This window comes from Microbacterium gallinarum, from assembly GCF_014837165.1.
Classification (GTDB): domain Bacteria; phylum Actinomycetota; class Actinomycetes; order Actinomycetales; family Microbacteriaceae; genus Microbacterium; species Microbacterium gallinarum.
Map to the genome: position 1 here is coordinate 442979 of NZ_JACSPM010000003.1, position 18714 is coordinate 461692.

At 70.2% G+C, this 18714-nt stretch carries 19 protein-coding genes; 3 read left to right on the forward strand and 16 right to left on the reverse strand.

The window, feature by feature from the left end:
• Positions 1-121: 121 nt before the first annotated feature.
• The 12 genes from H9622_RS11670 to sufB all read right to left on the reverse strand — a co-directional run bounded on the left by H9622_RS11670 (position 122) and on the right by sufB (position 11740).
• On the reverse strand, positions 122-1162 hold the full coding sequence (locus tag H9622_RS11670; RefSeq protein WP_191766562.1) for an ABC transporter substrate-binding protein: 1041 nt from the start codon (positions 1160-1162) through the stop codon (positions 122-124).
• A gap of 21 nt (positions 1163-1183) precedes the next feature.
• Positions 1184-2005 carry an ABC transporter ATP-binding protein gene (locus H9622_RS11675; protein WP_191766563.1) on the reverse strand — a complete coding sequence of 274 codons (822 nt, stop codon included), beginning with the start codon at positions 2003-2005 and terminating at the stop codon, positions 1184-1186.
• Positions 2002-3021 carry a FecCD family ABC transporter permease gene (locus tag H9622_RS11680; protein ID WP_318247097.1) on the reverse strand — a complete coding sequence of 340 codons (1020 nt, stop codon included), beginning with the start codon at positions 3019-3021 and terminating at the stop codon, positions 2002-2004. Before H9622_RS11680 ends, H9622_RS11675 begins: the two co-directional genes overlap by 4 nt.
• Complete coding sequence (locus tag H9622_RS11685; RefSeq protein ID WP_191766564.1) at positions 3018-4028, reverse strand: FecCD family ABC transporter permease; 1011 nt, start codon at positions 4026-4028, stop codon at positions 3018-3020. The genes H9622_RS11680 and H9622_RS11685 overlap by 4 nt, the downstream gene beginning before the upstream one ends.
• The gene (locus H9622_RS11690) at positions 4025-4969 is read right to left on the reverse strand and encodes a siderophore-interacting protein (protein ID WP_318247098.1); all 945 of its coding nucleotides are present in this window, start codon (positions 4967-4969) and stop codon (positions 4025-4027) included. The genes H9622_RS11685 and H9622_RS11690 overlap by 4 nt, the downstream gene beginning before the upstream one ends.
• Positions 4970-5013: 44 nt before the next feature.
• On the reverse strand, positions 5014-6396 hold the full coding sequence (locus H9622_RS11695) for an MFS transporter (protein WP_191766565.1): 1383 nt from the start codon (positions 6394-6396) through the stop codon (positions 5014-5016).
• Entirely contained in the window at positions 6396-7550 is a 1155-nt protein-coding gene (locus H9622_RS11700; protein ID WP_191766566.1) for a MalY/PatB family protein, read from the reverse strand. Before H9622_RS11700 ends, H9622_RS11695 begins: the two co-directional genes overlap by 1 nt.
• 76 nt (positions 7551-7626) lie before the next feature.
• On the reverse strand, positions 7627-7956 hold the full coding sequence (locus H9622_RS11705) for a metal-sulfur cluster assembly factor (protein ID WP_127475313.1): 330 nt from the start codon (positions 7954-7956) through the stop codon (positions 7627-7629).
• 9 nt (positions 7957-7965) lie between these two features.
• On the reverse strand, positions 7966-8760 hold the full coding sequence (gene sufC / locus H9622_RS11710) for a Fe-S cluster assembly ATPase SufC (RefSeq protein ID WP_191766567.1): 795 nt from the start codon (positions 8758-8760) through the stop codon (positions 7966-7968).
• A gap of 45 nt (positions 8761-8805) precedes the next feature.
• Positions 8806-9135, reverse strand: a complete 330-nt coding sequence (locus H9622_RS11715; protein ID WP_191766568.1) for a non-heme iron oxygenase ferredoxin subunit — start codon at positions 9133-9135, stop codon at positions 8806-8808.
• Positions 9132-10322, reverse strand: coding sequence for a Fe-S cluster assembly protein SufD (gene sufD / locus H9622_RS11720; RefSeq protein WP_191766569.1), 1191 nt, complete (start codon positions 10320-10322; stop codon positions 9132-9134). Before sufD ends, H9622_RS11715 begins: the two co-directional genes overlap by 4 nt.
• Positions 10322-11740 (reverse strand): Fe-S cluster assembly protein SufB, encoded by a 1419-nt coding sequence (gene sufB / locus H9622_RS11725; RefSeq protein WP_191766622.1) that lies wholly within the window; start codon positions 11738-11740, stop codon positions 10322-10324. Before sufB ends, sufD begins: the two co-directional genes overlap by 1 nt.
• Before the next feature lie 268 nt (positions 11741-12008).
• On the opposite strand from sufB, the gene H9622_RS11730 reads away from it, so the two are divergent.
• Both H9622_RS11730 and H9622_RS11735 read left to right on the forward strand, forming a co-directional pair.
• Positions 12009-12968, forward strand: a complete 960-nt coding sequence (locus tag H9622_RS11730) for a COX15/CtaA family protein (RefSeq protein ID WP_191766570.1) — start codon at positions 12009-12011, stop codon at positions 12966-12968.
• 88 nt (positions 12969-13056) lie between these two features.
• Positions 13057-13491 (forward strand): dinucleotide-utilizing enzyme, encoded by a 435-nt coding sequence (locus H9622_RS11735; RefSeq protein WP_191766571.1) that lies wholly within the window; start codon positions 13057-13059, stop codon positions 13489-13491.
• A 79-nt stretch (positions 13492-13570) separates the two neighbouring features.
• On the opposite strand, the gene H9622_RS11740 is transcribed toward H9622_RS11735, so the two are convergent.
• From H9622_RS11740 to H9622_RS11755, 4 genes are read right to left on the reverse strand one after another with little or no spacing between them, the layout of a single operon-like run.
• Positions 13571-15250 carry an acyl-CoA dehydrogenase family protein gene (locus tag H9622_RS11740; RefSeq protein WP_191766572.1) on the reverse strand — a complete coding sequence of 560 codons (1680 nt, stop codon included), beginning with the start codon at positions 15248-15250 and terminating at the stop codon, positions 13571-13573.
• On the reverse strand, positions 15247-16335 hold the full coding sequence (locus tag H9622_RS11745; RefSeq protein ID WP_191766573.1) for a zinc-binding metallopeptidase family protein: 1089 nt from the start codon (positions 16333-16335) through the stop codon (positions 15247-15249). The genes H9622_RS11740 and H9622_RS11745 overlap by 4 nt, the downstream gene beginning before the upstream one ends.
• Before the next feature lie 46 nt (positions 16336-16381).
• Positions 16382-17536 (reverse strand): PQQ-dependent sugar dehydrogenase, encoded by a 1155-nt coding sequence (locus H9622_RS11750; RefSeq protein WP_191766574.1) that lies wholly within the window; start codon positions 17534-17536, stop codon positions 16382-16384.
• The gene (locus H9622_RS11755; RefSeq protein ID WP_191766575.1) at positions 17533-18009 is read right to left on the reverse strand and encodes a VOC family protein; all 477 of its coding nucleotides are present in this window, start codon (positions 18007-18009) and stop codon (positions 17533-17535) included. The genes H9622_RS11750 and H9622_RS11755 overlap by 4 nt, the downstream gene beginning before the upstream one ends.
• Before the next feature lie 173 nt (positions 18010-18182).
• Here H9622_RS11755 and H9622_RS11760 point away from each other — a divergent pair, with 173 nt between their 5' ends.
• Positions 18183-18698 (forward strand): hypothetical protein, encoded by a 516-nt coding sequence (locus tag H9622_RS11760; RefSeq protein ID WP_191766576.1) that lies wholly within the window; start codon positions 18183-18185, stop codon positions 18696-18698.
• The last annotated feature ends 16 nt before the right edge of the window (positions 18699-18714 follow it).

Here is an 18714-nt window from a genome sequence, read left to right on the forward strand (position 1 = left end):
GCCGAACGGCCAGCCTCCCAGTATAGGCGGCGGAGAAGCTGCGGCTGCCGGGCGTCGCTCCGCGCCCGGACAGACAGGAGCCCCGGCCGGATCGGCCGGGGCTCCTGCAAGGTGCAGTGGATCAGCCCAGCGCTGCCGAGGCAGCGGCCGCGGCGGCCAGCTGCTCGACGATGTCGGGCAGGATCCAGGGCAGGGTGAGCGCGGTCGGAGAGATCGCGGCGACGTTCTCCTCGCCGACGATGGCGGCGACGGCGCCGGTTCCGATGGCCGGGATGAGCGCGGCGCGGTCGGACGCCAGGAAGTCGTCGAGGTCCGCCTGCTGCTCGGCCTGCGTGAAGAGCACGTCCGCGTCGATCTGATCGAGGTTCTCGCTGCTCACGGTCGTGTAGAAGGTCGACTCGCCGCTGTTGAGCGCGGTCACCGAGTCGGCGCTGGTGAAGCCCAGGTCCGCGAGGATCTCGACGCGCGGGTCGGCCGGCAGGTAGAGGTAGAACGTGTCGACGTCGTCGTCCGCGTAGGCGATCGAGAGGCCCTCGAACTCCGGGTGCTCGGCCGCGGCGTCCGCGATCTGCTGATCGAGGTCGGCCAGCACGGCGTCCGCCTCATCCGCCAGGCCCAGCGCGCGACCGGTGTCGGTGATGACGTCACGCCACGGCGTGGCCCAGAGCGCCTCCTCCGGAGCGATCACCGGGATGCCGGCGCCGGTGACGGCGTCGTACTCCTCCTGCGTCAGGCCCGAGTACGACGCGATGAGCACGTCGGGGTCGGTCGCCAGGAGCTCCTCGACCGACAGTTCGTATGCCGAGTTGTCGAGGATGACGGGCGGCTCGCCGCCGAGCTCGGTGACCGCCTCGTCGACCCACGGGGTGATGCGGTCGTCTCCGCCTCCGTACTCGGAAGACGGGATGGCGACGGGCACGATGCCGAGCGCGAGGACGGCATCGGTGGCACCCCAGCCCCACGTCGCGATGCGCTCGGGCGCCTCGTCGAGCGTGGTCTCGCCGTAGATGTGCTCGAACGTCACGGGGAAGCTGCCGGAAGCGGCGGCGTCGTCCGAGCCGGAGGACTCGGGCGCTGCGGTGCCGGCGCAGCCGGAGAGCACGAGGCTACCGGCCAGCGCGATAACGGCGAGAGCACTGAGGCGCAGGTGTGGAGCGGACATGGGGTCATCCTTTCGATCGCGTCAGGCCTCGTCCGCGGCGGCGTGGGCGCCGCCGGGGACGGGGATGACGAGGGGGGTGGAGGTGAGGGGGTCGGGGATCACGAGGGCGTCGAGGTCGAAGGCGTTCGCCACGACGTCACGGGTGAGGACGTCGGCGGGCGCGCCGTGCGCGACCACCCGCCCGCTGCTCATGACGACGAGGTCGTCGGCGTACCGCGCGGCCAGGTTGAGCTCATGCAGGACGACCACGATGGTCGTGCCGTCGGTGCGGTTGAGCGTGCGCAGCAGATCGAGAACCTCGATCTGGTGGCTCAGGTCGAGGAAGGTCGTGGGCTCGTCGAGCAGGAGCACGCGCGGCTCCTGGGCGAGGGCCATGGCGATCCACACGCGCTGACGCTGGCCGCCCGACAGGTCGCCGACGGGCCGGTCGGCAAGTGCCGCGACGCCGGTCTTGGCCATCGCATCGTCGACCCGGGCGGTGTCGGCGGCGCTCCAGCGCTGGAAGACACCGCGGTGCGGGTGCCGGCCGCGCGAGACGAGCTCGGCGACCGTCAGGCCGTCGGGGGCGGTGGGATGCTGGGGCAGCAGCCCCACACTCTGCGCGAACCGGCGGCGGGGCAGCGTCTGGATGTCGATGCCGTCGAGCTCGATCGTTCCGGCGAGCGGCTGGTTCACGCGGGCGAGCACGCTGAGCAGCGTCGACTTGCCGCACGCGTTCGCGCCGATGACCATCGTGATGCGGCCCGGGGCGAAGTCGAGATCGAGGTCTTCGATCACCCGCCGGCCGGGGTAGCCGGCGGCGAGCCCGCGGGCGCTGAGGCGCGGTGCGGATGCGGAGGTCACAGGGTGCGTCCTTTCGACGTCGCGAGGAGCCAGAGGAGGAAGACCGCGCCGATGGCTCCGGTCACCACGCCCACCGGCACCGACAGGCCGGGCAGCGCGAACTGCGCGACGAGGTCGGCGGCGGCGAGCAGGCAGGCGCCGACGGCGGCGCTCGTGCCGATGCCGATGGCGCCGTGGCCGAGCATCGGCCGGGCGATCGCCGGGGCGCACAGTGCGATGAAGCCGATGGGGCCGACGAACGCGCACGTGACCGCGGTGAGCAGCACGGCCGTCAGCACCGTGACCACGCGCACCCGCGAGGCGTCGACGCCGAGCGAGGCGGCGGTCGGGGCGCCCATCTGCGTGATCGGCAGCCAGCGCGCGCAGGCGACGACGGCGGGAATGCAGAGGACCACGACGACCAGCACGGTCACGACACTCCACCAGGGCGTGGACGAGAGGCTGCCCGTCAGCCAGATCAGCGCGGCCTGGGCGAGTTCGACCTGCGCGCGCACCATGAGGTAGTTCGTGATCGCGACCGTCAGAAACGCGATGCCGATGCCGGCGAGGATCAGGCGGTATCCGCCGTCCGCGCGGTGCCGTCCGGCCAGCAGGAGGAATGCGGCCACCGCCAGGCCGCCCAGGAAGGCGGCGACGGCCAGCACTGGGCCGCCGATCCCCAGCGTCAGGAGGCCGAAGACGGCTGCCGCCCCGGCTCCCCCGCTGATGCCGAGCAGGTCGGGGCTGGCGAGCGGGTTGCGCAGAAGCGACTGCAGCAGACCGCCGGCAGCGCCGAGCGCGGCACCGACGACGAGAGCCATCACCAGCCGGGGCGCGCGCACCTGGAAGATGACGTACGACTGCACGCGGTCTCCCCCGCCCCACAAGGTGGTCCAGACGTCCGCAGGGGCGATGGGGTAGTCGCCGATCGACAGCGAGAGCATGGCGAGGAGCAGGAGGGCGGCCAGCACCGCCGAGACGACGAGCGAGCGGCGGCGGCTCACCCGGGCGCGGACCTCCAGAACCGAGGCGGTCACAGGGTCACCCGCCCACGCCGGAGGACGAGCGAGATCAGCACCGGAGCACCGACGAACGCGACCACGAGGCCGGCCTGCACCTCGCCCGGCAGGGCGATGACGCGGCCGAGCACGTCGGCGGCCAGCAGCACGACGGCGCCTGCGGGCGCGCCGATGGCCAGCAGCCACCGGTAGTCGCCCCCCACGACCGCGCGCAGCGCATGCGGCACGAGCAGTCCGAGGAAGACGATCGGCCCGGCGATCGCCGTCGCGCTGCCGCACAGCAGAACAGTGGCGACGATGCCGAGCGTGCGGGTGCGGGTGACGCTGTGCCCGAGCCCGGTGGCGGTGTCGTCGCCCAGGGCGATGAGGTCGAGCCCGCGGGCCGACGTGAAGGCGATGACGGCTCCGATGATGATCGGGAGCACCACGACGGCGACGGCGTCGAGCCCGCGGTTGGTGAGGCCCCCGACCTGCCAGTAGCGGAACACGTCGAACGCGGTGATCGACGTGGTCAGGATCAGAGTGCTCACGGCAGTGAGCCCGGCGGTGACCGCGGCGCCGGTGAGGGCCAGCTTGGCGGGGTTGGAGCCGTCGGCGCCGCGCGAGCCGATGAAGGCGACCACGACCGACGCGACGGCGGCCCCCACGAACGCGAACCACACGAAGCCCGAGGGCGCAGTGATGCCCCACAGGGTGATGGCGGCGAGGACCGCGACGGAGGCTCCTGCGTTGACGCCGAGCAGTCCGGGATCGGCCAGCGGGTTACGGGTGAGTCCCTGCATGAGCGTGCCGGCGAGGGCGAGCGACGCACCGGCCAGGATGCCGATGACCGTGCGGGGCACGCGCTGGGTGAGGATCACGCTGTGGTCGGCGAGTGACGTGTCGGGCCGCAGCAGGGCGTCGATCACCACGGACGGCGCGACGGGCCGCGCGCCGATCATGAGGCTCACCAGGACCATGACCACCAGAAGCGCGATCGTGGTGAGCAGAACGAGCCTCCCGCGCCGGTCGCGGGCCGTGGTCATTCCTGTCGCTCGGCCTGACCGAGCCGCCAGTACCCCATGAAGGCGACCCGCTTCCGGTCCACTCCGCAGCCCTGCACCAGGTGACGGCGCAGGCCCTTGACCATGGCGGCCTCGCCCGCGATCCAGGCGTAGAACTCGCCCTCGGAATCCTCCGGGCTGTCCCACAGCAGGTCGGTGTCGACGTCGACGTCGGCGAGCTCCTGACGCCGAGGGGCGGCCGCGCGTGCGAGCGTCTCGGCGGCAGTGGCCGACCACGCGGCGACGGCCTCGGTGAGAGCGGCTCCGTGGTCGCGTTCATCGCGCGCCAGCCATGTCACACGGAAGGTCGGGGGTACCTCGAGGGCGAGGGCGTCGGCGCGCGTCGGCACCTCGATGAAGGCGTCCACCTCGAACGAGGCATCGAGCGACTCGAGGATCGAGCCGATCGCGGGCGCCGCGGTCTCGTCACCGGCCAGCACGAGGCGACGCGCGGTGCCGGGGTGCCAGTCCAGGCCGAGGCGATAGCCTTCGCTGCGCCGGTCGGGTCCGACGATGACGATCTCGTCGCCGACCGAGGCCGACTCGGCCCAGCTGCCCGCGGGACCGGCGCCGTGATGCACCACGAAGTCGACGTGCAGCAGCCGCGCGTCGGCGTCGATGCGACGGACCGTGTAGGTGCGCAGCGGGCTGCGCGATTCGGTCGGGATGCCGCGCCACGCGGCGTACCAGTCTCCGGCGTCGATCATGGCCTCGTCATGCTGGCCGATGTCGCTGAGCGAGCCGTCCGTCAGCGGCAGGATGAGCTTGATTCGCTGGTCGAGACCGGCGGTGCCGAACACGTCGAAGTCAGGCCCGGTGAACGCCACGCGAACGAAGTGCGGCGACAACCGGTGCACATCAGCCACGGTCGCGAGATAGGGGCGATACGCGGGCCGCGTGCTGACGACGATCGAAGTGCTCACGGAGTAAGGCTAGCCTTACCTGCCCTGCTTCCCAAATTCTTCTGTCACGAATGACGCGAGACCGACGAGGCCTCGTGCGCGTGCCCCATCCGCAGACCGGGCACGAGCGCGAGCAGCGCGAGCACCGTCGCCATGGCGAAGACCGTCGGGAACCCGGCATCCGTCCCCGCGAGAGCCGTGAAGACGAGCCCCATGATCGCAATGGAGGTGGCTGCGCCGACCGAGTCCGAGATCGACAGCGCCGATGAGTTGAAGCCCTGATTCTGCGGAGTCGAGTACGCGAGGGTCAGGACCGTGAGCCGCGGATACATGAGACCCATGCCGGCCCCGGCGAATGCCCACCCGACGATGATCACCGCGGGATGCAGGTCGAACAGCGCGGTGGCGCCGGCCAGCAGGGTCGAGGTCGTCAGCAGAGCAGTGCCGATCAGGGTGATGCGCGCATTGCCGAGCCGGTCGCCGATGCGACCCTGCACATCGGCGCCGGCCGCCCAGGCGATCGCGCCGGCCGTGAGGCCGAGGCCCGCCCACGTCGGCGAGAAGTCGTAGTGATCGATCAGCAGATAGGGAACGTAGATCTCGGCGCCGAACAGCGCTCCCGCGATGAGTCCGCGCATGAGGACGACACTGGGCAGACCGCGGCGCGCGAGGAGCGTCCCCGCGGGGAGGAGCGGCCTCGACGCGAGAGCGATGACGACAGCGGATGCCGCGACCACCACCCATGCATAGGCGCCGAGCTCGCCGGCCAGGCTGAGCGCCAGGGCGCCCGCGGCGACAGCCACCGCACACGCCATGCGCGGGCCGATGCGGCCGGTGGCGGGATCGTCGGTATGGAGCGGGAGCCCGTGCAGGCGCAGGACCACCATCGCGAAGGCGATGACGGTGAGGGCGGCGACACCGAGGAACACCCACCGCCAATGGAGGAACTCGGCCACCGCGCCGGCGAGGAACGGGCCGATGAGCGACGGGACCACCCACGCCGCAGAGAACGCCGCGAACACCTTGCCGTGCAAGCTCGCGGGATACACGCGCGCGACGACCACATACAGCGCGACCGTCTGGCCCCCGGTGCCGAGGCCTTGCACGAGCCGGCCGGCCACGAGCACCGGCATGGACGTCGCGAGCCCCGCGATGACGAGTCCGATGACGAACAGCACCACGGCGGTCGTGAGAGGTGCGAGCACTCCCCCGCGGTCGCACCATGCGCCCACGGCGACCATTCCGATCACGCTCGTCGCGAGGGTGCCGGCGAACGCCACGGCGTAGAGGGCGTGACCGTCCAGGTCGTCGCTGACCACGGGCATCACGGTGGTCACAGCCAGCGCCTGCGTCGCCGCCAGGAAGATGAGGGCGACCGCCCCGACCGTCACCCAGACGTACCGCGACTGCCAGATCCCCGTCTCGGCCTCGACGGGTGCAGTGCTCATCAGACCAGGCTACCCACCCGCCGGATCGCCTCGGTCAAGAGCTCGGGGGAACACCCGAAGTTGATCCGCACGTGCCCCTTGCCCTCCGCGCCGAAGAACGGGCCGAGATGGAAGGCGACCTTCGCCTCACGACGGATCTTCACGGCGGGGTTGTCGCCCCAGCCGGCGCCCGCGAGGTCCACCCACGCCAGGAATCCGGCATCCGGGATCCGATATCGAGCGGCGGGAACGTGCTCGGCGAGAAGTTCCGCGAGGAGCAGACGGTTGCGGTCGAGCGCCGCGAGCTGCGCGTCGAGCCACGGATCGCTCTCCTCCGAGAAAGCGGCGACCGCCGCGAGAGCCCCGAAAAGACCGGTGCGCCACTCGACCTCGTCCGGAAGCGAACGCACCGTCGCCGTGGTGGCGTCGTCGGCGGTGACCATCAGCGCGCACTTCAGGCCCGCCAGATTGAACGCCTTGCTCGCGCTGACGACCGCGTAGCCGATGCGCGCGGCGACCGGCGAGGCGTCCAGGAACGGAGTGAAGGTCGCGTCGTGGTGCGTCAGCGGGGCGTGGATCTCGTCGCTGATCACGATGGCGCCGTGCGCCGCGGCGATCTCGGCCAGCGCCGCGAGCGTCTCCCGCGCGTGCACGGTGCCGGTGGGGTTGTGCGGATTGCAGAGCAGGATCGCCCGCGCTCCGCCGGCGAAGGCGGCCTCGATCCCGGCGAGGTCCAGCTCCCACGCTGTGCCGAGGTCGACGAGCGGCACGCGCTCGACCACGCCGCCTGCTTCGGGGACGCACTCGAAGAACGGCGGATACACCGGCGGCGTCACGATCACGCGCTCACCCGGCGAGATCGTGTGTCGGAGGATCTCGACGACCGCCATCATCACGTCGCACGTCGTGCGGATGCGTGCCGGATCGGGGCTCCATCCGAACCGGCGCTGCGCGAAGGCCGCGTAGGCCCCGGCGACTCCGGGATCCGGCGAGGTGTAGCCGGTGTCGCCGAGGGCGACGGCGCGGGTCAGCGCGGCGGTGATGGCGGGAGCCTGCGGATAGTCCGTCTCGGCGACGAAGAGGGGCAGGACGTCGTCGCCGTACTTGCGCCACTTCGTGCTCGTCCGCTGTCGCAGCTGCTCGAGGGGAAGGGCCTGCAGGGGGGCGACGCTCATGCGCTCGACCATATCGAGCGCGCCTGCGGCAGCCCGCACCCGCCGTCATCGAGCGAAACGCCCGGGCACGTGGGCGTCAGATGGCGAAGCCCAAGGCCCTCATCATGTCGCGGCCGTCATCGGTGATCCGCTCCGGGCCCCACGGCGGCATCCAGACCCAGTTGATGCGGAAACGGTCGACGACCTCGTCGAGGGCCTGCGCGGTCTGCTCCTCGAGCACGTCGGTGAGCGGACACCCTGCCGACGTCAGGGTCATATGGATGACCAGCGCGTCGTTCTCGTCGTCCCAGCCGAGGTCGTAGATGAGGCCGAGGTCCACGACGTTGATCCCCAGTTCGGGGTCCATGACGTCCTTGAGAGCCTCGGTGACCTCGTCGTACTTCTCGGGGGTGAGCGTTGCGGTCATGTAACGATTCTATGCTTCGGTGGCCACAGGGGCGTCGGCAGACTCTTCCTCGCCGGCGGGGAGGTAGCGGTCGTAGCCCTCGTCCTCGAGACGGTCGGCCAGCTCGGGGCCGCCCTCTTCGGCGATGCGGCCGCCGACCATGACGTGAACGTAGTCGGGGCGGATGTAGCGCAGGATGCGCGTGTAGTGCGTGATGAGCAGCACACCCAGGTCGTTGTCGACCTTGGCGCGGTTCACACCCTCCGAGACGACCTTGAGCGCGTCGACGTCGAGTCCGGAGTCGGTCTCGTCGAGGATCGCGATCTGCGGCTTGAGCAGTTCGAGCTGGAGGATCTCGTGGCGCTTCTTCTCGCCGCCCGAGAAGCCCTCGTTGACGTTGCGCTGGGCGAACTTCGGGTCCATGCGCAGCGCCTTCATCGACGACTTGACCTCCTTCGTCCACGTGCGGATCGACGGCGCCTCGCCGTCGATGGCCGTCTTGGCGGTGCGAAGGAAGTTCGTGACGGTGACGCCGGGGATCTCGACCGGGTACTGCATCGCGAGGAACAGACCGGCACGGGCACGCTCGTCGACCGACATCGCGAGGACGTCTTCGCCGTCCAGCGTGATCGTCCCGCTCGTCACGGTGTACTTGGGGTGACCGGCGATCGTGTAGGCGAGCGTCGACTTGCCCGAGCCGTTGGGGCCCATGATGGCGTGCGTCTCACCCGTGCGGATGGTGAGCGTCACGCCGTTGAGGATGGGGGTGGTTCCGGCATCCGTCTCAACCGTCACGTGGAGGTCGCGGATCTCGAGGACAGACATTCAGGCTTCTCTTCTCATTGTGCGGGCGGTCGCGTCCGTGGGGACCTAGCCGACCGGCTTCTTCACGTCAGGATCGATGAGCACGTCGTCGCCGTCGATCACGACGGCGAAGACCGGGACGGGCTCGTAAGCGGGGAGATTCAGCGGCTTGCCGGTGCGCAGCGAGAACGCCGAGCCGTGGGCCCAGCACTCGAGCGTGTCACCGTCGATGAAGCCTTCGGAGAGGGAGATGTCGCCGTGAGTGCAGGTGTCGCCGATGGCGTGCACCTCGCCGGCGGAGTCGAGCACGACCGCCATCGCGACGCCGTCGATCTCGACACGGCGCGCCTCGTCCTGGACGAGCTCGCTGAGGGCGCACACGCGCTGAGCGGTCACCGGGCGACCCCCTGGGCGAGTTCTTCCTCGATGGCGGCGAAGAGCTCGGCCTCGAGGGCGGGAACGCCGATCTTCTGCACGATCTCGGCGAGGAAGCCGAGCACGACGAGACGGCGCGCCTCGTCCTCGGCGATTCCCCGAGCCTGCAGGTAGAACAGCTGCTCGTCATCGAAGCGCCCGGTCGCGCTGGCGTGGCCGGCGCCGCGGATGTCGCCGGTCTCGATCTCGAGGTTCGGGATCGACTCGGCGCGAGCGCCGTCCGTGAGCACCAGGTTTCGGTTCGCCTCGTACGAATCGGTTCCGACCGCGTCGGGGCCGATGAGGACGTCGCCGATCCAGACGCTGCGGGCACCCTCACCCTGCAGCGCGCCCTTGTACAGCACGTCACCGGTGGTCTCGGGGCCCTTGTGGTGCAGGTACACCTGGCTTTCCAGGTGCTGTCCTGCGTCGGAGTAGCTGAGACCGTAGAGCTCGCCGCGCGCGCCCGCTCCGGCGAGCTCGACGCTCGGGTTCACCCGCACGACGCCGCCGCCGAAGCTCACGACGATGTGACGCAGGGTCGCGTCTCGCTCGACACGGGCCTGGTGGGATGCCGAGTGCACGGCGTCGTCGTCCCAGCGCTGCACCGTCACCAGCGTGAGGTGCGCACCGTCGCGGACGATGATCTCCACGTTCTGCGCGTGCTGCGCGCTGCCGGCGTGATGGAACACGACCGTCGCGTGCGAGTTCGCCTGCGCCTCGATGACGACGTGCGCGTGAGCGAGGCCGCCGGTGCCCTTGAGGTCGACCAGGATCGGCTCGGCGAGCTCGGCGCCGGCGGGGATCCGCAGCAGCGGAGCCTCGGTCTCCTGGCTCCAGGCGATGGCGCTCGGGAGGTCTTCGGGCTGGAACACCTCCCCGCGCGGAGCGGTGCCGTGCGCGAGCCGCTCCTGAACGAGGCCGTCCGGCGCATCCACGGTCACCTCGATGACGCCGTGCGGGCCGGCCTCGTCGACGAGCAGCGCCGCCAGCTTGTCGAGCGGAGTGTGCTTCCAGTTCACCTCGCGACCCGTGGGGGCCGGGAAGTCGGAGGGGTCGAACGAGCGCAGACGCTCGTCGCGGGTCTGCACCGGCACGAAGGCACCGGCGCCATCGGTGTGGCCCTGGGCACCGGGGACGGTGACGGGGGCCTGAGTCACGGAGCTCACTAGCCGACGGATCCTTCCATGCCCATCTCGATGAGCTTGTTGAGTTCGAGCGCGTACTCCATGGGCAGCTCGCGGGCGATCGGCTCGATGAAGCCGCGCACGATCATGGCCATGGCCTCGTCTTCGGGCATGCCGCGGCTCATCAGGTAGAAGAGCTGCTCCTCGCTGACCTTCGAGACCGTGGCCTCGTGACCGAGCTGCACGTCGTCGACACGGATGTCGATCGCGGGATAGGTGTCGGAGCGCGAGATCGTGTCGACCAGCAGCGCATCGCAGCGCACGGTGTTCGCCGAGTGGTGCGCGTTCGCGTCGACGCGTACCTCGCCACGGTATCCGGCCCGGCCGCCGCCGCGGGCGATCGACTTCGAGACGATCGACGACTGCGTGTACGGGGCCATGTGGATCATCTTCGCGCCGGCGTCCTGGTGCTGGCCGGGACCCGCGAACGCCACGGAGAGCGTCTCGCCCTTGGCGTGCTCGCCCATGAGGAAGATCGAGGGGTACTTCATCGTGACCTTCGAGCCGATGTTCCCGTCGATCCACTCCATCGTCGCTCCTTCATGGGCGACGGCGCGCTTGGTGACGAGGTTGTAGACGTTGTTCGACCAGTTCTGGATCGTCGTGTAGCGCACGCGGGCGTTCTTCTTCACGATGATCTCGACGACGGCCGAGTGCAGTGAGTCGGACTTGTAGATCGGAGCCGTGCAGCCCTCGATGTAGTGGACGTAGGAGCCTTCGTCGGCGATGATCAGCGTCCGCTCGAACTGGCCCATGTTCTCGGTGTTGATGCGGAAGTACGCCTGCAGGGGGATCTCGACGTGCACGCCCGGCGGGACGTAGACGAACGAGCCGCCCGACCAGACCGCGGTGTTCAGCGCGGCGAACTTGTTGTCGCCGGCCGGGATGACGGTGCCGAAGTACTCTTCGAAGAACTCGGGGTGCTCACGCAGCGCGGTGTCGGTGTCCATGAAGATGACACCCTGCGCCTCGAGCTGCTCGTTGATCTGGTGGTAGACCACCTCGGACTCGTACTGAGCGGCCACGCCCGCGACCAGGCGCTGGCGCTCCGCCTCGGGGATGCCCAGACGCTCGTACGTGTTGCGGATCTCCTCGGGGAGCTCCTCCCAGCTGCCCGCCTGCTTCTCGGTCGAGCGCACGAAGTACTTGATGTTGTCGAAGTCGATCTCGCTGAGGTCGGCGCCCCAGGTCGGCATCGGCTTGCGACCGAACAGCTGATAGCCCTTCAGACGGGCCTTCAGCATCCACTCGGGTTCGCTCTTGAGGGCGGAGATGCCGCGGACGACGCTCTCATTGATGCCACGCTGCGCAACGGCGCCCGCGGCATCGGTGTCGTGCCACCCGAATTCGTAGACACCCAGGCCATCCAGCTCCGGGCGGTCGATCAGCACATCAGACATCGTCACGTTCTCCTCCGGGCTCTAGCGGTGTCATCCGCCCCGGCATTCCGGCTCCTCCGGTGGAGTTACCGGAGGGGGATGCCGCTCGTGGGCCCTCTCATTCGGCGCTGACCATCGCGCCTAGACTGTCAGTGGTTCACCGCGCCCGAACCGATGCGGTTCTGCGCGCGTGACCGACCCCTCGATTCTACAGGCTCCACCCCGGCACCGGGTTCCGCATGTCCTGCGGGCTGTCGTGCGGAGCCCTCACCAGGAGGCGACGAGAAGCATGTCCGCGCAGCAGACCACGACGGAGCCCGGCGTGTGGCAGCGCTGGTGGAACCGGCTTCCGGCGACGATCGACCGCCGTGTGATCGCGCTGGCGTGGGCGACGCTCTTCGTTCAGATCGCCATCGTCGGCACCGGTGGCCTGGTGCGGCTCACGGGATCCGGCCTCGGATGCCCGACCTGGCCCCGCTGCACGCCGGAGTCCTTCGTCGCGACGCCGGAGATGGGCATCCACGGCGTCATCGAGTTCGGCAACCGCCTGCTCACATTCGTGCTCGTCATCGTGGCGATCCTGATGTTCCTCTTCGTCGTGCGGATGCGCCGTGAGCGTCCCGATCTCTTCTGGCTGTCTCTCGTGATCGGCCTCTACGTGCCCCTCCAGGCAGTGATCGGCGGCATCACCGTGCTGACCAACCTCAACCCGTACGTCGTCGGCCTGCACTACTTCGCCTCCGTCGTGCTGGTCGCGCTGGCGGCCGCACTCGTCGTGCGCGTCTACGCCACGCCGGGCCCGCGCGTGCTCGCCGTGCCCCACTGGTACGCGGTCACCACCCACGTCACGAGCGCGTTCGCGGTCATCACGGTCATCGTCGGCATTCTCGTGACCGGCTCCGGTCCGCACGCAGGCGACGGCGGCGCGGCGCGCAACGGCCTCGACGCGGAGTTCATGCAGCACGTCCACTCGTGGCCCGCGTACATCACCTTCGCTCTCACGATCGTGCTGCTGGTCGGCGCCCGACGCACTCTCCCTGCCCAGCGCCTGACGCTCTGGGTCGGCCTCCTGCTGGTCGTGGAGCTGGTCCAGATCGGTGTCGGACTCTGGCAGGCGCGCACGGGTCTGCCCATCTGGCTCGTCAACATCCACATGGTCCTGGCCGTGATGCTGATCGCTGCGATGACGGCGGTCGTGATGCACCTCACCGCTCCCGTCGCCGAGGTCGAGCGCACAGCGGACTCATAGGCGACGCACCGCTCCTGCACCGGGGCGCATGGGAGCGTGACGGATGCCGCGGCCGACCGTGCCGCGATCTCCGAGGAGTGATCCAACAATGCCCACCCGCCCCCGTCTGGTCCGCAGCATCCCGTTCTGGGCTCTCGCCGTCGCCTCCCTGGCCACCGCTGCCTACGGAGCCTGGCTCCTGCTCGACAAGCTCGGCGTCATGACAACGACACTCACGGACGGCACCGCCACGGGTGTCGAGGTCTACGTCGGCCAGTCCATCGCCGTGGTCGGCGGCATCCTGCTGGGCACCGGCGTGCTCGGCCTCCTGCTCACGCTCGCCGTCGCCGCCATCGCGACGCTTCGTCCGCACGCTCCCGTCGAGGTCGCCGAGCCCCTCGAGGGCACCGCAGACGACGCCGCCGACGCACCCGCGGCCGGCCACGGCTACGAGCGCGGTCTCGGTTACACGTCCGCCATCCCGACGACCGGCGGCGACGCTCAGGACGACGCGGCGGTCATCCAGCCCGCGACCACGCGCTGATCTCGTCTCCCCTCGGCCCCATGCGCCGGCTCCGGCCGGCTCGTGGGGCCGAGTGCTGTCCCCTGAACACGAGACGGGCTCAGTGGCGCGCGACGATGGCCGCGGCATCCGTCCCCATCGGCAGGACCCCGTACTGCGCTGCCCGGTCATCGCCCAGGCGCGCAGCGATGAAGGCCTCGGCGTCCGCCGACGGTGCGTGGCGCAGCATGAGCGAGGCCTGCAGGGCGATGGCGAGCGACTCGGTCAGCCGGCGCGCCTGCGCCTGCGTCTCGGCCCGGTCGGCACCGGCGAGGCTGCCGAGCAGTGCGAGCGTGCGCTCGGTGTGCGCGTCGAGGATCGTCGAGGCGCCGGCTGTGGTGGACAGCTCGTCGGCGAACGCGGCCGCCGAGTCCGGATCGCGTGTCAGCGCACGCAGGACGTCGAGCGCGATGACGTTGCCCGAGCCCTCCCAGATCGCCATGACCGGCTGCTCGCGGTAGCGCCGGGCGAGCGGGAACGACTCGTTGTAGCCGTTGCCGCCGAGACACTCGAGCGCTTCGTAGGCATGATGCGGGCCCCGCTTGCACACCCAGTACTTCGATACCGGAGTCGCCAGCCGTCGCAGGGCGATGTCGCGATCGGATGCCTCGGCCTCGAACAGCTGCGCAAGCCGGAGGCCCGTCAGCATCGCCGCCTCGGACTCGAGTGCGAGGTCGGCGAGCACGGCCGTCATCGCAGGCTGGTCGACGAGCTTCATCCCGAACGCCGATCGCCCCCGCGCGTGCCACACAGCCTCCGCGACCGACTGGCGCATCCCGGCGGCCGTGCCGAGGACGCAGTCCAGGCGCGTGCGCTGGACCATCTCGATGATCGTCCGCACGCCGCGACCCGGCTCACCGAGCACGAAGCCCACCGTGCCGTCGAACTCGACCTCCGCTGAGGCGTTCGACCGGTTGCCGAGCTTGTCCTTCAGCCGCTGCAGGCGGAACACATTGCGCATGCCGTGCGGCAGCAGCCGCGGCACGAAGAGGCATGACAGGCCCTCCTCCGTCGCGCCGGAGCGGGTCTGCGCGAGAACGAGGAATCCGTCCGACATCGGCGCCGAGCAGAACCACTTGTGTCCGGTGAGCTGGTAGGCGTGGCCGCCCATCGACTCGCCCACTGTCGTGCCGGCGCGCACATCCGACCCGCCCTGCTTCTCGGTCATCGCCATGCCGACGAGAGCGCTCGCCTTCTCCTCGTTCGGCAGCAGGCGCGGCTCGTACTCGCGCGAGGAGAGCCGCGGCAGCCAGGCATCCGCGACCCAGGGCGAATCCTGGATGGACGCGACCGCCGCGTGCGTCATCGAGACCGGACAGGCATGCCCGGGCTCGACCTGCGCGAACAGCATGAAGGTCGCGGCGCGGGCCACGTGCGCACCCGGTCGCGGGTCGGACCATGCCGACGTGTGCGCCCCGTGGGCGAGCGCGTCGGAGATCACACGGTGATACGACGCGTCGTACTCGACCTCGTCGAGACGGAAGCCCCAGCGGTCGTGGATGTGGAGCGTCGGCGTGTGCACGTTGGCGAGCTCTGCGTCCCGCTGGAACCCCGCCGACCCCACGAGGGCGCCCACCTCATGGAGGTGATCTGTCGCCCATCCCGCGCCGAACGCGTCCACGGCAGCGGCTAGCGGGGCGTTCAGCGCGAACTCGTCGATGTCGACGCGCCACGGCGGCTGGTTCTCGACGTAGTGCGTCGCCGCCCCGATCACCCGCTGACCGCGTGAGAACGAGGTCATGCCTGCTCCACGTCGTCGCGCGCGAAGGCCATCGCCGCCTGCTCCTCGAAGGTCAGCGGCGCGCGGGTGACGATGTCGTGCACGAACTCCAGCTTGTGCCGCACCGGTCCGACGATCGTGAACGGGTAGAGGTCGCCGAAGCCCATCGCCCGGTTGATCCGGTTGAAGCCCTGGGACATCCACTCCCAGTCGCTCAGCAGTCGCTGAACCGGCTCGTCGCGGTACGAGTCCAGAGGCACGACGTCGGTGTCGCGGAGGTTCGTGACCGTCGCGTCGAGGTGGATGCCGATCACCGCGGCCGTCTGCAGCGTGCCCGTGATGTGCAGGTAATGGGCGAACGTCTCGGCGAAGTCCTCCCACGGGTGCATCGTCGCGTACTCCGAGATGAAGCTCTCGTGCCACTCGGGCGGCGCGCCGAGCTTGTAGTGACGCGACAGCGCCTCCTTGTAGCTCGCGCGCTCGTCGCCGAACAGTCCGCGGCACCGGGCCCAGGCCTCGTCGTCGGTGAGGAGCACGTTCTGGTAGTAGTGGCCGACCTCGTGGCGGAGATGGCCGAGGATCGTGCGGTACGGCTCGCCGAGGCGCACCCGGAGCGCTTCGCGCCGGTCGTCGAGGCTCTCCGCGAGGTCGATCGTGATGATGCCGTTCGCGTGGCCGATCATCACCGGCTTGCCGTCGGACAGGCTCGAGATCAGGTCGAATCCGAGTCCGCCCGGTGTGACGTCCCACGGCACGATGGGCAGCCCGAGGTCGCCGAGTTGGAGGAGGAGACGCCGCTTGGCCTCCTCGGTCTTGGCGAGCTTCTCGAGAGCGACCGTGTCGTCGGCGTCGGGCTGCCGCCGGGTGAGCCGGCAGGAGAAGCATCGTCCCGCGGGGGCATCCTCGCGCACGAGCCAGTTGCACGCCCACTCGCGGTTCGAGCACGTGTACCAGGTCTTGTCCATGATCGTCACGCGCCCCTGGCGCAACCCGAAGAACTCGCGCGTGACGATGTGGTAGCCGAGTTCGGCTTCGCAGTTCGGGCACGTCAGGGCGTCCAGGTAGACGAAGTGGCGACAGTGCGGACACCGGGGCTGAGAGCTCACGGTCTCACCGTAGTGCGCGCCGCACACCCGCGGACGCCGGAGCGGGTCATGTCGCCGGCGCGAGGGCGAGGCGCAGCAGCAGGTCGTCTTCGGCACGGGGATCGCCGCGCCCGTCGGTGTTGTTCGTGAGCACCCACAGCGCGCCGTCCGGGGCGACGACCGCGTCGCGCAGTCTGCCCTGCTCGGCCGCGAGGACGGCCAGCGGCTCGGCGGCGAGGGCGCCCGCCGCGGTGTCGACGGTCCAGAGCCGCTCGCCGCGGAGACCGGCGACGAAGACCGTGTCTCCTTTCGCCGCGATGCCGCTCGGGCTCGCCTCGCTCGTGCGCCATGCGACCACCGGGTCGACCATGCCGTCGCGTCCCGCCGTCCCCTCCACGATCGGCCAGCCATAGTTCGACCCTGCCTCGATGCGGTTCAACTCGTCCCACGTGTTCTGCCCGAACTCGCTGGCCCACATCGTGCCGTCACTCGTCCACGCCAGCCCCTGCACATTGCGGTGCCCGAGCGTCCACACCGCGTTGTCCCACGGATTGCCCGGTGCGGGGTCGCCCCCCGGCGTCAGGCGCAGGATCTTGCCCCCGAGCGCCTCGGGATCCTGCGCCGCGTCACGCCGTTGCGCGTCGCCGGTCGTGACGTAGAGGTATCCGTCCGGGCCGAACGCGAGCCGTCCGCCGTCGTGGGTGCTCTCGCGCGGGATGCCCTCGAGCACCACCTCGACCTCCCCCAGCGTCAGCTCTCCCGCGTCGCCGAGCAGCGGCATCCGCACGACTCGGTTGTCGTCTCGTGCGCCGTGGTACGCGTAGAGCCACACGTCGGCGCCGTCCTGATGCAGCGCCAGGCCGTGGAGTCCGGACTCGCCGCCCGAGACCACACCCGGGACGACTCCCGCCTCGCGCAGCTCTCCCGCCGGCGTGAGCTCGAGCACCCGGCCGTCGTTCCGCTGCGAGATGAGGGCTCCGCCGTCGCCCGTAGGGGCGACGGACCATGGCGCCTCGAGTCCAGAGGCGAGCGTCTCGGGGGCACCCGCCACTCGCCACCAGCCTTCGGCGGATGTGGTCGCGGTCGGCGCGGGAGTCGTCAGGCCCGGCGAGGGAGCGCGGGACGGGATCGGCGATGCGGGCGGTGTCGCCGAGCAGGCGGATGCTCCGACGACGGCGAGGATGAGGCATCCCGCCACCGCGGCCAGGCGCGCGCCCATCATGCCGCGGCGGCGGCCGCCTCGATCGCGGCGATGTCGATGCGGTGCATCGTCAGCATGGCCTGCACCGCGCGGTGCGCGGTTTCGGGGTCGGGGTGGCGGATGAGCTCGATGAGGCGATCGGGGATGATCTGCCATGACAGACCCCAGCGGTCCTTGAGCCAGCCGCACGGCTGCTCCTCGCCGCCGTCGGCGATGAGCGCGTCCCAGTAGCGGTCGACCTCCTGCTGGTCGTTGCACGCGACATAGAGGGAGACCGCTTCGGTGAAGGGGAACTGCGGACCCGCATCCATCGCGTAGTAGTCGCGTCCCGCGAGACGGAAGTGCGCGTGCATGACCTTCCCGCCCATGCCCGGCACCTCGTCGGGGTACCGTCCGATCGAAATGATCGCCGACTCGGGAATGAGCTCGGTGTAGAAGCCGATGGCGGCTTCGGCATCGTTGTCGAACCACAGGAACGGGGTCACGTCGGTCATGGGGCCTCCTCGGGACTCCCCCAGGCTCCCCCGTCGCGGCAGGACGGTCAAGCGTAGGGAGCAGACAGCCCCGTTGTCAGTCCCCATGCGGAGGCGTAGTCTCTCGCCCACATCCGACCGCGTCAGGCTCTACTGGGGGTTCGGCCAGGCGCTGAGCGTTCTGGGAGTCCATCATGCTTGCTGTTCGTCGTCTTCCCGCGCCTGTGCTCGCGCTGCTCATGCTGGTGCTCGCCCTCGCAATCGCCGTTCCGCTGACGGGCGCGAAGGGAGGGAACTCCGACAGCGCCACGCAATGCCAGAAGGGCGGATGGCAGAACCTCGCGTCGACGTCGAGCCCGTTCGTCCCGTTCCGCAACCAGGGTGCGTGCGTCTCCGCCGCGGCGCAGGGCGCCACGCTGACCGCCCTCGCCGTCACCAGGGTGACGGTGACGCGTGCGCCGAGCGGGATCCTATTCATGGGTCGTGCACTCTGCGGGCTCAGCTACAGCGTCGCGGACCAGAATCCTGCCTACGTGTCCTACGACGTGACCGCGACGACGCGAAACGGGACCGTCTACGAGTTTCCCGCCGGCGTCCAGGAGCAGGGCTACGCCGACGATCCCGGGTACGCCATCGCGTCCGCCACCGCCATCGCGCAGCCCGGGTCGGTAGTGCTGCCGGTGACCATCGTCGACCAGTGCGCGACATGAAGCGTCACCGCGCCGC